General features: G+C 47.9%; 15 protein-coding genes. 3 read left to right on the top strand and 12 right to left on the bottom strand.

What is annotated here, in order from left to right; genetic code table 11:
• Positions 1 to 82: 82 nt before the first annotated feature.
• From fabD to MKY92_RS10810, 6 genes are all read right to left on the bottom strand, one after another.
• Complete coding sequence (fabD, locus tag MKY92_RS10835; protein WP_339300650.1) at positions 83 to 1024, bottom strand: ACP S-malonyltransferase; 942 nt, start codon at positions 1022 to 1024, stop codon at positions 83 to 85.
• Between the two features lie 25 nt (positions 1025 to 1049).
• A complete protein-coding gene (locus tag MKY92_RS10830; protein WP_036610885.1) occupies positions 1050 to 2039 on the bottom strand; it encodes a beta-ketoacyl-ACP synthase III in 990 nt (329 codons plus the stop codon).
• Positions 2040 to 2047: 8 nt separating this feature from the next.
• Positions 2048 to 3043: a phosphate acyltransferase PlsX gene (plsX, locus tag MKY92_RS10825; protein WP_017689231.1), complete on the bottom strand. Its 996-nt coding sequence runs from the start codon at positions 3041 to 3043 to the stop codon at positions 2048 to 2050.
• A complete protein-coding gene (fapR, locus tag MKY92_RS10820) occupies positions 3040 to 3588 on the bottom strand; it encodes a transcription factor FapR (protein WP_047842457.1) in 549 nt (182 codons plus the stop codon). Before fapR ends, plsX begins: the two co-directional genes overlap by 4 nt.
• Positions 3589 to 3960: 372 nt before the next feature.
• Positions 3961 to 4134 (bottom strand): 50S ribosomal protein L32, encoded by a 174-nt coding sequence (gene rpmF / locus MKY92_RS10815; RefSeq protein WP_017689233.1) that lies wholly within the window; start codon positions 4132 to 4134, stop codon positions 3961 to 3963.
• A 187-nt stretch (positions 4135 to 4321) separates the two neighbouring features.
• Complete coding sequence (locus MKY92_RS10810) at positions 4322 to 4828, bottom strand: DUF177 domain-containing protein (protein WP_221824203.1); 507 nt, start codon at positions 4826 to 4828, stop codon at positions 4322 to 4324.
• Positions 4829 to 5291: 463 nt separating this feature from the next.
• On the opposite strand from MKY92_RS10810, the gene hmpA reads away from it, so the two are divergent.
• Positions 5292 to 6527 carry an NO-inducible flavohemoprotein gene (gene hmpA / locus MKY92_RS10805; RefSeq protein ID WP_339300648.1) on the top strand — a complete coding sequence of 412 codons (1236 nt, stop codon included), beginning with the start codon at positions 5292 to 5294 and terminating at the stop codon, positions 6525 to 6527.
• A gap of 288 nt (positions 6528 to 6815) precedes the next feature.
• A complete protein-coding gene (locus tag MKY92_RS10800) occupies positions 6816 to 8048 on the top strand; it encodes a nucleotidyltransferase (protein ID WP_339300645.1) in 1233 nt (410 codons plus the stop codon).
• Between the two features lie 283 nt (positions 8049 to 8331).
• On the opposite strand, the gene MKY92_RS10795 is transcribed toward MKY92_RS10800, so the two are convergent.
• Positions 8332 to 9372, bottom strand: coding sequence for a SepM family pheromone-processing serine protease (locus MKY92_RS10795; protein ID WP_339300644.1), 1041 nt, complete (start codon positions 9370 to 9372; stop codon positions 8332 to 8334).
• 251 nt (positions 9373 to 9623) lie between these two features.
• Here MKY92_RS10795 and MKY92_RS10790 point away from each other — a divergent pair, with 251 nt between their 5' ends.
• Positions 9624 to 10961, top strand: coding sequence for a nucleoside recognition domain-containing protein (locus MKY92_RS10790; protein WP_339300642.1), 1338 nt, complete (start codon positions 9624 to 9626; stop codon positions 10959 to 10961).
• Here the strand turns inward: MKY92_RS10790 and coaD are convergent.
• The 5 genes from coaD to MKY92_RS10765 all read right to left on the bottom strand — a co-directional run bounded on the left by coaD (position 10939) and on the right by MKY92_RS10765 (position 13619).
• Positions 10939 to 11445, bottom strand: a complete 507-nt coding sequence (gene coaD / locus MKY92_RS10785; RefSeq protein ID WP_339301759.1) for a pantetheine-phosphate adenylyltransferase — start codon at positions 11443 to 11445, stop codon at positions 10939 to 10941. The genes MKY92_RS10790 and coaD overlap by 23 nt on opposite strands.
• Position 11446: 1 nt before the next feature.
• Positions 11447 to 12055 carry a 16S rRNA (guanine(966)-N(2))-methyltransferase RsmD gene (rsmD, locus tag MKY92_RS10780; RefSeq protein ID WP_339300640.1) on the bottom strand — a complete coding sequence of 203 codons (609 nt, stop codon included), beginning with the start codon at positions 12053 to 12055 and terminating at the stop codon, positions 11447 to 11449.
• A 302-nt stretch (positions 12056 to 12357) separates the two neighbouring features.
• A complete protein-coding gene (locus MKY92_RS10775) occupies positions 12358 to 12792 on the bottom strand; it encodes a hypothetical protein (protein ID WP_339300638.1) in 435 nt (144 codons plus the stop codon).
• Between the two features lie 127 nt (positions 12793 to 12919).
• Positions 12920 to 13129 (bottom strand): hypothetical protein, encoded by a 210-nt coding sequence (locus MKY92_RS10770; RefSeq protein ID WP_339300637.1) that lies wholly within the window; start codon positions 13127 to 13129, stop codon positions 12920 to 12922.
• 184 nt (positions 13130 to 13313) lie between these two features.
• Positions 13314 to 13619, bottom strand: a complete 306-nt coding sequence (locus MKY92_RS10765) for a hypothetical protein (protein ID WP_339300636.1) — start codon at positions 13617 to 13619, stop codon at positions 13314 to 13316.
• Positions 13620 to 13666 lie beyond the last annotated feature (47 nt).

Genomic DNA, 13666 nt, shown 5'->3' with positions numbered 1-13666 from the left:
TTCAGAAAGCTTTTAGGCGAACGCTCCGCTTCTTCAGTTTTTTTCTGTCCTCTCCGTTCTCGTGTAAAAAGTTTAGTTTAACTCATATAACTCCTTCTAATTCACTTGCCGTTGCTTCGAGCGTTTCAAGACTGTTCACATTGTACAGTTTTACGGTTTTATCTGTTTTTTTAATCAAACCGGTCAATACACTGCCAGATCCAATCTCGATGAACGTATCTACGCCTTGCTCAATAAGCCATGTCACACTGTCTTCCCATAATACAGGAGAATAGACCTGAGCTGTCAACAAATCCTGAATCTGTCCATCCTCTGCAGGTCTTGCAGTCACATTAGCGACTACAGGGACCGCTGCCGGTGAGAACGTAACGGATTTCAGTTTCTCTGCCAGCTTCTCAGCTGCACCCTTCATCAATGAAGAGTGGAACGGACCGCTTACTTCCAATGCAATGGCGCGTTTACCGCCTGCTTCTTTCACTCGTTCCGCGACAGCAGCTACGCCTTCCTTCACACCAGAAATGACGATTTGTCCCGGACAATTAATGTTGGCAAGTTCAACCGCATGACCACTTTCAGATACGTCACGGCAAAGCACCCCCAGCGCTTCCCGATCCGCACCCAACACAGCAGCCATCGCTCCTTGTCCACCCGGTACTGCCTGTTCCATATACTGACCACGTGCCCGTACAGTGCTCACTGCGTCAGCAAACGAAAGAACGCCCGCTGCCACCAGTGCACTGTATTCTCCCAGACTGTGTCCAGCCGTATAGTCAGGCTGAATTCCTTTTTCTTTGAAAGCTTCAAGCAAGGCAATACTTGCTGTCAACAGAGCCGGTTGTGTATTTGATGTCTGTTTCAACTCGGTCTCCGGTCCTTCAAATACAAGGTTGCTCAGCGAGAAACCCAATGTTTCATCTGCTGTGCGAAAAATCTCGGTTGCCGCAGGCACGGACTCATACGCGTCCTTGGCCATGCCTACAGCCTGTGATCCCTGTCCGGGAAATACAAATGCTATTTTACCCATCTCATTCATCTCCCAGATGTCTATTTTACCAAACGAGTACCGATGCACCCCATGTCAAACCGCCACCGAATCCAACCATCAGAACGGTATCTCCGGCTTTCATGCGACCTTCCTCCGCAGCTTCTACCAGAGCAAGCGGGATGGAAGCAGCCGATGTGTTTGCATACTTATCCACGTTGACTACAACCTTTTCTTCAGGAAGTTCAAGGCGTTGCATCGCAGATTGGATAATCCGAATATTCGCTTGGTGAGGAACAAACAGATCCACATCCGTACGCTCCATACCAGCCTTGCGTAATACCTCAATGGTAGCCGTCCCCATGACACGTACCGCAAACTTAAACACTTCACGACCGTTCATGTTGATGTAATGTTTTTTATTTTCAACAGTCTCTGCAGTAGCAGGCAGACGGGAACCGCCGCCTTCCATCTGAAGAAGACTACCGCCAGCACCTTCGGCACCGAGATCGAATGCTTTGAATCCGCGACCTTCCGGAACTTCACCAACAACTACCGCGCCTGCTCCATCACCAAAGAGGACACAAGTGTTACGGTCTGTATAATCCGTAATACGAGACAAGCAGTCCGCACCAATTACAAGTGCATTGTTGTACATACCGCTTTGGATGAAGCTCGTAGCACTAGCCAAACCGTATACAAATCCGGAACAAGCAGCCGACAGATCAAATGCCGCGGCACCTTTTGCACCCAATTTGTCCTGCAAGATGCAGGCTGTCGATGGGAACGAAGAATCCGGAGTAATGGTTGCAACAATAATCAGATCAAGATCACTGCCTGTCATGCCTGCAGATTCAAGGGCTTTAATAGCCGCTTCATATGCCAGGTCAGAAGTTGCCTGATCGGGTGCAGCGATGTGACGCTCTTTGATTCCTGTACGACTGACGATCCACTCGTCATTGGTATCGACCATTTTCTCCAGATCGCTATTTGTCAAAATTTTCTCAGGCACATATTTCCCTGTACCAATAATCCCTACTGGGCGCAAATTATTCATATCGTCACTCACTTCCCGCTAATTTCCTTAGATATGCTCTCTACCAGCTGATTCTGCACTGCAATCCGAGCTTGGCGCACAGCATTTTTGATGGCATTGCCATCAGCAGATCCATGACTTTTCACAACCAGTCTGCTCAAACCGAGGAGTGGCGCTCCGCCATGCTCCGTATAATCCAGCTTTCGTTTCAACCCACGCAGCTCAGGCATTAGTACAGCTGCAGCCAGTTTACTTTTGAGAGAAGATGAAAATTGTTCCTTAAGCAAGGCGAAAATGGCACCTGCTGTGCCCTCTAGCGATTTCAGCAGGATATTCCCTGCAAAACCGTCACATACAAGCACATCACAAGCACCAGTCAGCACATCACGTGCCTCAACATTACCGACAAAACGAATTGGGAGTTGTTCCAGTAAAGGGTATGCATGTTTGGTTAACTCATTTCCCTTGCCTGGCTCTGTTCCTACATTAAGCAAGCCCACTCGTGGGGACTCAATGCCCTGTACTTTTTGACGATACAAACTGCCCATCAGGCCATATTGTGCAAGGTGCTCCGGTTTGGCATCCATATTCGCTCCCAGATCCAGCGCAAGTACACCTACATCATCAATCGTTGGAATCATGGGCGCAAGCGCCGGACGTTCAATGCCTTCCATGCGACCTACAACAAGCAAACCCGCTGTCATCAACGCTCCAGTATTGCCCGCCGAGATCATCGCGTCTGCTTCGCCCTCTTTCAGCATGCGGCCTGCGACCACCATGGAGGCATCCTTCTTGCGGCGCACTGCTTTGACGGGTTCATCATCCGAACCAATAACTTCGGAAGCATGCCGGACCGTAAGATTGGCAGGTCTCACCCCTGACTGACTCAAAAGAGGTTCCAGCTTGGCTTCATCGCCGATCAGGACGATCTGTGTATCCGCCCATTCCGTGGCTGCGGCAATCGCACCTTCTACCGTTGATGCAGGTGCATTGTCGCCTCCCATGGCATCAATGACGATTTTCATTCCAAATGACCTCCTTCTCCGCTGTCTTCTCCACCTGAATGGTAGATTACAAAGTTGCCTTGAAACACCATTTCTTCACCTACATAAGTGAAAACTTCCACTTTGGCTTTGCCCTTTTGACCCGGAATCGATCTCACATAAGCCTTTGCAATGCATTTCTCTCCCAAATGAACCGAACGAACAAAGCGAATGTCTGCTGATGCAGTCAACGCGATCTCGTCATTAATAATGGCTACAGCCAAGGAGTTAGCCTGTGCAAAAACATAGTGCCCACGTGCAATCCCTGTTCTGGAAAATACGTGTTCTTCCTTAATCTCAAACAGGGAAATCCCGCTTTTATCCAGTTGTAGATCCACAATATCACCGATAATCTCATGCAAGGGCAACGAGCGTACCTGATCATACGAGAGCTCTGCCATCAGTTTCATCCGCTCCCGAAGTTCAGGTATTCCAAGTTCCAGCCTGTCAAGACGAATCGTCTGAATACTCACCTTCAATTGGCGTGTAAGTTCCTGATCCGTCACAAACGGGTTCTCTTCTATCATTTTGGTTAACTGCTGTTGCCTCTGTCTCTTCGGTACACGTTCGATGCCTGACACCCCCCGCTGTATCGTTTACGGAACCGTCCCGTCCGGCCAGTTCAACCATTCTTTCGTGTTGCTTCTATAGTTGCATCCCTGGTCACCAGGGTCGTTCTCAATCGGATTATGGTTCATCTATATGTAACGTCAAATCTTAGAACCTGGTACTAAACTATAGTATATCTCATCCCGTGTCAAAAAGAAAGACTGGCCTAACAAAAACAATACACCCCTGTGAAGCACGGATTTCATGCCTGCCTACTCGCTCTATAGCCACTCTCTAATCCAAAAAAAGTAGCACCTCATCGAAATGAAGTGCTACTTAATGTCCAACTATTATTGAGAGATGATCTCTCTTGCTTTGTACGTTCCGCACACTTTGCACACGTGGTGACTAAGTTTAAGTTCGCCACATTGTTCACATTTCACCATGCCCGGTACAGCCAATTTAAAGTGAGTGCGACGTTTGTCGCGACGCGTCTTGGACGTTCTCCGTTGAGGTACTGCCATTATTCCCACCTCCTTATCAAAATCAACCTTTGCAGGTAGTAGTATTTTGCATAATTCGATCTATACGCTTACGGGAACAAAATATGGACGAACTAAACCATTTCGATCCATATTTTGCTGATTGAAAGTCGCTCTTTTGATTTATGCAAAATACCGCGTTGTTACAATGTTCGATTTTCAATCATGCTCATTTAAAAAAATCCTTGAGCCCTGCAAGCCGCGGATCGATAACCTGGTTATCACAACCGCAGTCACCTTCGTTCAGCTCATGGCCACACTTGGGGCATAACCCTTTGCATGTATCGCTGCATAGCGGTATAAACGGAAGATCCAGCAGAAAAGCTTCCTCGGCATAACCCTTCAGATCAACGCTATCTCCATCCACATAGAGCGTATCATCGTCTTCGTGTAATCCCTCTGGCTGTTTTCCCTGCTTGAATTGCTCATGAAAATCAATATGAAAATGTTCATTGATCGGCTTGAGACAACGGGAGCACAACATGTCCACTCCTATGGTCAGCTTGCCATGAACATCCACAACGTCACCTTCTCTGAATTCTGCAGATAAATCCGCAGTCAGCGGGGTAACGGCTGTGATATCTTGTCGGTTAGAAACCAGTTCCTTGATATCCCACTGTTCGTTAAACTTCAGCGGGCCATCACTGGTAGCCACTTTGCGAAATGGCATTAACATTTCCATCACTCCAAACGAAACCAATTTCATAATTCGTATCAAACGTATCACGACAGTTATACAGGTCAAGCCTTCTTTTGTAAAGCAGTAAATCCTGACTGTATGTATTCTGACGCTTCATCGTTAAAAGTATTATGAAATTGACTTAACAAACAAAAATCATTATACCGATTTTTCAAGACGTTTGTCAACACTTTTAACTTTACACCCTTTTTAAAAACACTGACCACACAGCCATTTACTCCATCTGGTCTATTATAGACTCACTTCAAGATAAACTACAAGTCGTCATTTTAGTTGTGGTTCCTTGCAAACATCGGTCACATTTCGTTAACGTTTAGTGTGATCTATATCACACAGACCTACCTGTTCCCTATCTATACTTGCTATAAACCGAGGCACGATCAGCTCCATGACCGATTTATTATTCAACTATTTCATATCATATCGGGAGGGAAACTATATGTTAAGTGAGCACACAATCAGAGTCATTAAATCTACAGTCCCCGTACTTGAAGTCCACGGCGAAGCGATCACACGCCACTTCTACGAAACGATGTTCACAGCTCATCCGGAACTACTGAATATTTTCAATCATGCAAATCAGAAACAGGGCCGGCAGCAAGCCGCCCTCGCCAATATGGTGTACACCGCCGCCCTTCATATCGATAATCTGTCCTCCATCCTGCCTGCCGTCCGGCAAGTTGCGCATAAACATCGCAGCCTGGGTATCGTTCCCGAGCAATATGCGATTGTCGGCACCTATCTGCTTCAAGCCATCAAAGATGTGCTTGGAGATGCGGCAACGGATGAAATTATCACGGCGTGGGGCGAAGCCTATAATGTCATTGCAGGCGCCTTTATCGGGATCGAACAGGATATGTACACAGAAGCGGAAAACCAGACAGGTGGCTGGGAAGGATTCCGGACATTCAAAGTTGCCAAGAAAGTGCAGGAAAGCGAAGTCATCACGTCCTTTTATCTCGTTCCAGCCGATGGTCAGTCCATTGCCAGTTTTATACCAGGACAATACATCAGCATCAAAATTCAGCCAGAGGCACAGTCATTTACCCAGATTCGTCAGTATAGCCTTTCAGATGCCCCGGGTAAACCCCACTATCGCATTTCCGTTAAGCGTGAACGAGGTGTGTTAGAGCGCCCTGACGGAGTTATCTCGACGTATCTACACGATCACATTGAAGAAGGCAGTCAGGTGGAGATATCCGCTCCTGCTGGCGACTTCACGCTGAATGCAGACAATCAACGACCTGTTGTTCTCCTGAGTGGTGGTGTCGGTCTAACGCCCATGATCAGCATGTTAAATACGCTGGTTAACTTGAACGAAAACCGTGCAATTACATTTTTACATGCAAGTCCGAATGGTCAATCTCACGCCTTCCGTGATCATGTGAACAGTCTGGCCGAACGTAATCAGGGCGTTAAAGCTTATTATTGTTATACTCAACCTGATGGTTCTGATCGTACGAACAGTCATTTTCATAAGGAAGGTTATATCGATGCGGCCTGGCTTCGTCAAGTGATCGATGAACTGGATTCCACTTATTATCTGTGCGGACCCGTTTCGTTCATGCGGGCAGTGTATTCGGAGCTTCAGGCGCTTGGTGTTGCAGCGGACAACATTCATTATGAATTTTTCGGGCCCAAAGCAAGTCTTTCTCCCGCACCGGAAAGTGTCTAAACGTTCTGAAATTGTGAAATGTGATTAGCCTAACTTCCTAAATGTATAATTGTATGGGTACGTATCCTATCATGATGATTTATCAAGGTGAAGAGGTCGTTCTCCGAATATCAAAATGTGTACTATACAATAGATTTGCAGGCACATAGTCTGACATCCGTTGATGTTGGATTTGTGCCTTTTTCTTGTCTTGATTGTTACATGATTTGATCTAATACATGACATCCCCTATGATGGAATGGATGTTATACATACTCGGTTATCCGATCGAAAGGAGTGCGTCTAATCATGAAAGCCGTAGGCGTCATTGTTGAATATAACCCCTTGCACAACGGGCATGTTTATCATTTGCAGGAAGCTCGGCGGCTAAGCGGCGCAGACGCCGTTGTTGCGGTCATGAGCGGCCCTTTTCTCCAGCGTGGCGAACCCGCCATCGTGGGTAAAAGGGCGCGCACCGAGATGGCGCTGCACGCAGGCGCCGATCTGGTGCTTGAACTGCCGGTTGCGTACGCGGTCCAACCGGCAGAGTGGTTTGCCTTCGGTGCGGTATCGCTGCTGCACCGCACCGGCATTGTGGACTCGCTCTGCTTTGGCAGCGAGTCCGGCGACCTGGACAGCCTGCAGCGCATTGCGCGCGTGCTGGCTGTGGAGCCCGCAGGGATGCGCGAGGACATCGCGCGCCGCCTGCGGGAAGGCGCCAGCTACCCCGCCGCGTACGCAGGCGCGGCGGCGGCGCTGGCGCCCGGCGGCGTCGATGCTCACGACGCCGCTGCACTGCTGGAGCAGCCCAACAATTCGCTTGGGCTGCACTACCTGATCGCGCTGCAACGACTTGGCAGCGCGATCCAGCCCTTTACGGCGGCGCGTACCGGTGCCGCGTATCATGAGGCGACGCCCGGGCCGGGGGCGATCGCCAGTGCCACAGCCGTCCGCCGCCTGCTGATGGCGGACGGACCCAACGCCGCCGCGCCATACGTGCCGGCGGCAACCCTTGCCATTCTGCATCGCGAATGGCAGGAAGGGCGCGCCCCCATACACTGGGAGCGCTTTGCACAGCCGCTGTTGCACCTCGCGGCCACCCGCCGTGCCTCCGAGCTGGAACGCATCGCCGAAGTCACGGAAGGCCTGGAACACAGGCTGAGCCGTGCACTCGCTCAGCTCCCGGAGCCTTCAGTCGAAACACTCCTGAATGCAATGAAGACCAAACGATACACACGCACCAAACTCCAGCGTATGCTCGCCCACTTGCTCCTGAATCACACCAAAGCCGAGTGTTCACCAGAGCAATTGGCTGCCGGACCCGGATATCTCCGAGTCCTCGGATTTAATGCTCAAGGGCAGAGCCTGCTTAAACAAATGAAGAAGACCGCGTCACTGCCTGTTGTGCTGAAACCGTCGACGTTCACACACAATCAACTTGAACTGGATATACAAGCTCAGGTTGCGTATGGGCTCGCTTGCGAGCAAAGGGACACACGGAAGATGTTCAGTGACTACTATGAGTCGCCTGTGAGACTGTAATCCGCTTGTGACCATAAGGCTTCATCTCTATGGAGCTTTTTATTCCATTATCAAACAGATCATTGATATCCACTATTCGACACTCAACTATTCAATTTTAAAAAATCCCCTTGCTGCGCGCCACTCAGGCACCTCGCGACAAGGGGATTTCCTTATTAACTTCTATTGATCTTCTCAAATCTCTTGATCACACTTCATTCCACTGTAATCAATTATTCGAATTCATCCGTTATTTATCCATTCGGTTCAACGTTGGCTCGATCTCTTCCCGCCCGATGATAACCTATGATTTCACGGACAAGGTTTTCAAATAAGCCAGCGCATCTTCCACCGTGCTCACAGGTACAAGTTTCATTTTGGTGCCAATCTGTTCAGCCTTGGCTACTGCTTCCTTATAGTTATCCTTCGGCACGAAGAAAATCTCGGCTTCTTTTCGGTCAGCGGCTACAATCTTGTGCACTACACCACCAATGGCACCCACCACACCGTCCTTGGTAATGGTGCCTGTACCCGCAATTCGATGACCCTTGGTCAGATCTCCAGGTGTTAACTGGTTATAGATCTCCAACGTAAACATCAAGCCGGCAGACGGACCACCAACCTGAGTATCTGTGAAAGAGATCTGTTTGTTCGGGTCTTCAGCTTTCACCTTCTGAACCGCACCAATCATAACGCCGAGTCCCGGGCGGGCTTCACCCGTTTTACTGTCTTTTACCTGAATCAGTTTCACGTCCCGGCTAATGGTCTCCCCACCACGTTCCAGTTGCATTTCGACCGTATCTCCGACCTTTTTATCTTTTAACTGGGCAGAAAGCACCGTATTATCCGGCGTAGCTGTTCCGTTCACTCCCAGAATAATATCGCCCGGAGCAATATCCCCTTCCGGTTTTGGGTCTTCGGACAGTCCAAATACAAAGATATGTTCAGGTACAATAGAGTAGGTCACACCAGCCTGCTCATATGCAGCCTCCATTGCAGAGGACTGTGAGTCACTCATGAACCACACCTGTTCGGCAGAGTATTCCGCTTCGCTTTTGCCGCGCAGTCGGTCTTCCTTTTTATCCACTTGAGCATTTTTATTGAACAGAGAGGTTCCAAGCAAAAACACATTGGCATATGTTGCCGACACGGTTGTCATCATGAACACACCACGTTCTTTCTGGTCTCCACCCTTAACGGTAACCATTGGTTTTACTTCATCTGCACTGCCAGGCATATATATGATATACGGCGTTGGCATGTACACGGCAACATAGACGACCAGAGCCACCACGATCACAAAGATCGAAGCTCTGAATCCGCCAGATTTCCGAATCCGATTCATCGCATGAGCCTCCGTTCTTTGTATCTCTATATAAGCTGAACTCTACACTAATCAGCAATCGTAATTCCATCTTGTTTAATCATTTTTTTCAAGTCTAACACTCTGGTCCTTGTGCATACAATGGTACAGGCCGGATAGGCCGCTGTATACAATAGCCTGTCCGGTCAAGGCCGAACCGCCCTTCGGGCGTCATTCGGCCGTCCATAACGATTCAGATGCCGAATTGGCGTTATCTGATATGAGGTGAAACGATGACATTACAGAGCGAGGTTAGAGATTCTGGCCCGTTACGAACGATAATCCTAAGTACCGGGGCTTTAATGTTGGTCATTGCGGTAGTTATGTCCCCCAAAGAAGCGTTTGATGCCTCTATTCAAGGTCTGGATATATGGTGGAAAATCATCTTCCCTGCCATGCTCCCGTTCCTCATGTTATCCCAAATGCTCACTGCGTTTGGCTTCACCCACGCGATCGGCGCCTTGCTCGGACCGTTAATGCAACGCTGGTTCAGACTTCCAGGCAACGCAGGTCTGGCGATTGCCGTAGGCATGTGCGGCGGATTTCCCGCAGGAGCGGATGCGGTATCCCGTTTATTTCAGGATAGACAAATTACCGCCAAGCAGGCGGTTGTCCTTGCGGCGGCATCTCATTTTGCCAATCCAATGATGATCATTTTGGTCGTTGGTGCTGCTTTTCTCCACCAGCCAGCGGTCGGATATTTTCTACTCGTGGTTCACTGGATCAGCGGCTGGATTGCTGCCATTCTTGCCACGCGTCTCCTGCCAGCACCGGGTAACCAGAAAGACAGGGTTGGCTCAACAGCCGTGCAAGCAGATAACAACTCTCTTAATTCTCAGCCTGCAAATCCTGCAAGTTCCACAAGTCGCTCATCTGCCCCCCACCACGCTACGAACAAACGACGCAGTATATGGTCTGATATGATGATTGCAGCCAGGGAAGCTCATCGTCGTGATGGAAGGGGATTTGGCAAACTGTTAGGTGACACCGTATCCCAAGCTGTGCAGACCTTGATGATGACTGGAGGATACATGATCGGTTTTGCCGTGTTTATCCGGTTGGTCTCCCTTTATCTGACGCCCGGGTCCTCTGCTGCGCTGTGGCCAGCCTTCTTTGAGCTTCATCTGGGCACCTATCATTTGAGCCAGACTTCACTTACACCCATGCTGCTCATGTCTCTACTTGCAGCCGTTCTGGGATGGGGTGGTTTATGCTCCCATCTGCAAGTCTCTGCTGTCCTGAAAACGACTGGTCCAAGCAGCAAATCTATGTTGTACTTTGCTGGAGTTCGTCTGACTCATGGATTAATCGCCTTTTTCATCAGTCTGTTCCTATGGATGCCGTTCAGCCGTTATAGCACAGAAGTCTGGGCCACATTACAGACGAATGCAGAGCAGGACCTCTCGGCACCATTCGGTTGGCTATTCATACATAGTCCAGGTAACACATACACGATCAACACCATTTGGAGTGTCTTCCCTGTTGCATGCATGGGTCTTGCGTTACTTCTTGCAGTCATGATTAGCCTATCCGGTCTTACCTTCTGGTTTAACCGCCGGTTTTCTCGCTGATTTTCTGACGGAGCGCAGTCTCCACTTCAGGTGAGACAAGATCTGTAACATCTCCATGATAATGAGCGATTTCTTTGACGATGCTGGAACTTAAATAGGAATACTTCGGATTTGTCATCATAAATATCGTTTCCGCATCCGGGTTCAACTTGCTGTTGGTTGATGCCAATTGCAACTCGTATTCAAAATCAGTTACCGAGCGTATACCACGAACGATGACCTGAGCTTCCTTTTGCCGGACGTAATTGGCTGTCAGATCGCGGAAACTGTCCACCTCCACATTTGGTAAATGGCGGGTTACTTCCGTAATCAATTCCTTGCGTTCCTCCACCGTAAACAGCGGATTTTTGCTCATATTGTTCAATACAGCCACAATGACGCGATCAAATTGCTTTGACGCTCTGGCGATAATATCCAGATGCCCCATCGTTACGGGATCAAAACTTCCAGGATATACGGCGATCCGTTCCTGTCGATGTATCATTTCAGTCATGAGGAGCCTCCTCTTCCGGTGTAATGGATTCTCCATCTTCAACTGCTTTAGGTGCATAATAGTAGATGGATACTGCCGTCTCCCCATATAAAGCCTTGCGCGTTTGTTCAAACGGGCCGAATTGCTCAGGGTAATCATGTTTGGATTCATATTCAAGCACGATGGTTGCTTCGGGTTCCAAAAGTTCCAGTTCGTGCATGGTTAACATCAACTCGTGCCCGTTCTTCATGCGATATGGCGGGTCCAGAAACACCAGATCAAACGTTGTGCCTCGTTTGGCGAGTGCCTTCAATGCCCGACCTGCATCATTACGATATACGGCCGCCTGGTCTTCAAGCTTGGTCGCCTTCAGATTCATGCGGATAACTTCAATACTTTTCGATTCCAAATCAACAAAAACAGCCTTGTCCATGCCGCGGCTCAGCGCCTCAATACCGAGACCTCCACTGCCTGCAAACAGATCCAATGCTGTGCCGCCCTCAAAATAAGGACCAACCATGCTAAATAACGCTTCCTTCACCTTGTCGGTGGTTGGCCGCGTACCCGTGCCAGGAACAGCCTTCAGCGGCCTGCCTTTTGCACTCCCAGATACCACTCTCACTTGACGAGTCACCTTTTCTCTATGTAAGTTTATTGATACGACTATCGTACCACACTCGGGTTCAGTTTGAAAAATGTGCGGTCTTCATTTCCCTTGGAAAATTGTTGACGAATTGTTGACGCATATGTATAAAAAGGAAACAATCGGGCGATTCTATAATTATCGACATCACAAGTGTCGTAGACAACCGCGGAGAAGACTTACGTTTCCCCATAAGCTCTTCGTCCGGTTTCTCCTCTCCCATGAAAAAGAAGCTCTCGAAAGAGGGCTTCTTTTTGTTGTTTATGTTTTCATTTATTTTGCTAGTTATACATTTCTTCAAATTCACTTATGTCGGCTTCCTCTTCAGTCTGCAACCATCCAATCTCCCTCAGCCACATGCCCATATCTGCTATAAATTGCTTGGTGTTTAAATGTTCAATCTTGTATTTCTGGATCTTTTCACTCAAAAAAGCATAAAACTCATGGCTTAAGACATACCGTTGTTTGCTTTTGCTTAATGTCTTATAACGATCCTCGCTGATCACCAGATCGAAATATATAACATTATCTTTCTTCACATGCCTGACCGTGGACCTTCTCTCATATTCTTCAGGAAGACACCTGAAAACAAAGAAGAGTTCAATATCAACTATTTGATATTTGCTTTCTGCTTGATCAAAAACAGACTGCAACTCATCCGAAAGATTGGCAACTTGCGTTAAACCTGAAGTGTCAGTTGATCGGCCCAGAATCATCACTAAACTCCTCCTTGTTCATTTTCAACATTCGTAATGAAACTAAAAAAGGCTGACTAGTGATGTAATCTCCGTCAACCTTTCCTATGTTCATCCTTCTTGTGCCTTACCCCAACGTAGCAAGACCTTACGAGTTCAGCTCTCGATGTTTTCGATTGGAAAGCCGTAAATTGATCAATGGAATGATAAGTAAAACAACCGGCAAGAGAAGATTTATCGAACCCGTCTTAATCATCATGAAGGTAATAAACAGCACGGCGAGCCAGGTTATAATCTCCATCATTTCATATTTGGTTAACGTCAGCTTGAAAGCTTTTTTCGAAATGAAACGAATCAAGAAATAAGCGATCAAGCTATAGAACAGGACCATTCCCAAGATAGCAACAAGGATTATGAGGTACATATCCACCATAAAAATCTCACCCGACTCTTATATATTTTTCTTAATTTTACCATATAAGCAATAGGGTGTCATTCCAAATTCCGCACCAGCGTTCCTTCAAGACTGCGATTTACGCGCTTTACTTCTCTTCTACAACAATCGTTGCATTATAGATCACAACACGTTTCCCATTGAGATCAAATAATACTTTATTGCCGTATTCCGTATCTTCCACGTCAATTTTGCCGTCATAGGTCTGAATCAATTCACCATTATCGCTGTACACTTTAACAACCCTCTCCAGGCCACCCGAGTTATTGGACCTCATCGTTTTGAGTGCACGTTCACCTGAAGCGGTATTGAAATACCATATGAAACATCCAACTATGATGCCCAAGAAGACTAACACCGTCACCCATATACCTGTCTTTGCTTTTTTACTCATCTTGAACCCCCCTCTTATGTTTCCTGTCTCGTACATTACGAGGTTGG

It is taken from the genome of Paenibacillus sp. FSL R5-0623 (assembly GCF_037974265.1).
In the GTDB taxonomy this organism is placed as follows: Bacteria; Bacillota; Bacilli; order Paenibacillales; family Paenibacillaceae; genus Paenibacillus.
This window is presented reverse-complemented; position numbering and strand designations above follow the sequence as displayed.

What these genes read in the sequence shown, in the direction of transcription:
- plsX (WP_017689231.1), bottom strand. Translation starts at nt 3,043, where the DNA reads ATGAAAATCGTCATTGATGCCATGGGAGGCGACAATGCACCTGCATCA.
- MKY92_RS10810 (WP_221824203.1), bottom strand. Translation starts at nt 4,828, where the DNA reads ATGTTAATGCCATTTCGCAAAGTGGCTACCAGTGATGGCCCGCTGAAG.
- MKY92_RS10795 (WP_339300644.1), bottom strand. Translation starts at nt 9,372, where the DNA reads ATGAATCGGATTCGGAAATCTGGCGGATTCAGAGCTTCGATCTTTGTG.
- MKY92_RS10800 (WP_339300645.1), top strand. Translation starts at nt 6,816, where the DNA reads ATGAAAGCCGTAGGCGTCATTGTTGAATATAACCCCTTGCACAACGGG.
- MKY92_RS10775 (WP_339300638.1), bottom strand. Translation starts at nt 12,792, where the DNA reads ATGATTCTGGGCCGATCAACTGACACTTCAGGTTTAACGCAAGTTGCC.
- coaD (WP_339301759.1), bottom strand. Translation starts at nt 11,445, where the DNA reads ATGATACATCGACAGGAACGGATCGCCGTATATCCTGGAAGTTTTGAT.
- fapR (WP_047842457.1), bottom strand. Translation starts at nt 3,588, where the DNA reads ATGATAGAAGAGAACCCGTTTGTGACGGATCAGGAACTTACACGCCAA.
- fabD (WP_339300650.1), bottom strand. Translation starts at nt 1,024, where the DNA reads ATGGGTAAAATAGCATTTGTATTTCCCGGACAGGGATCACAGGCTGTA.
- MKY92_RS10765 (WP_339300636.1), bottom strand. Translation starts at nt 13,619, where the DNA reads ATGAGTAAAAAAGCAAAGACAGGTATATGGGTGACGGTGTTAGTCTTC.
- rpmF (WP_017689233.1), bottom strand. Translation starts at nt 4,134, where the DNA reads ATGGCAGTACCTCAACGGAGAACGTCCAAGACGCGTCGCGACAAACGT.
- MKY92_RS10790 (WP_339300642.1), top strand. Translation starts at nt 9,624, where the DNA reads ATGACATTACAGAGCGAGGTTAGAGATTCTGGCCCGTTACGAACGATA.
- hmpA (WP_339300648.1), top strand. Translation starts at nt 5,292, where the DNA reads ATGTTAAGTGAGCACACAATCAGAGTCATTAAATCTACAGTCCCCGTA.
- MKY92_RS10830 (WP_036610885.1), bottom strand. Translation starts at nt 2,039, where the DNA reads ATGAATAATTTGCGCCCAGTAGGGATTATTGGTACAGGGAAATATGTG.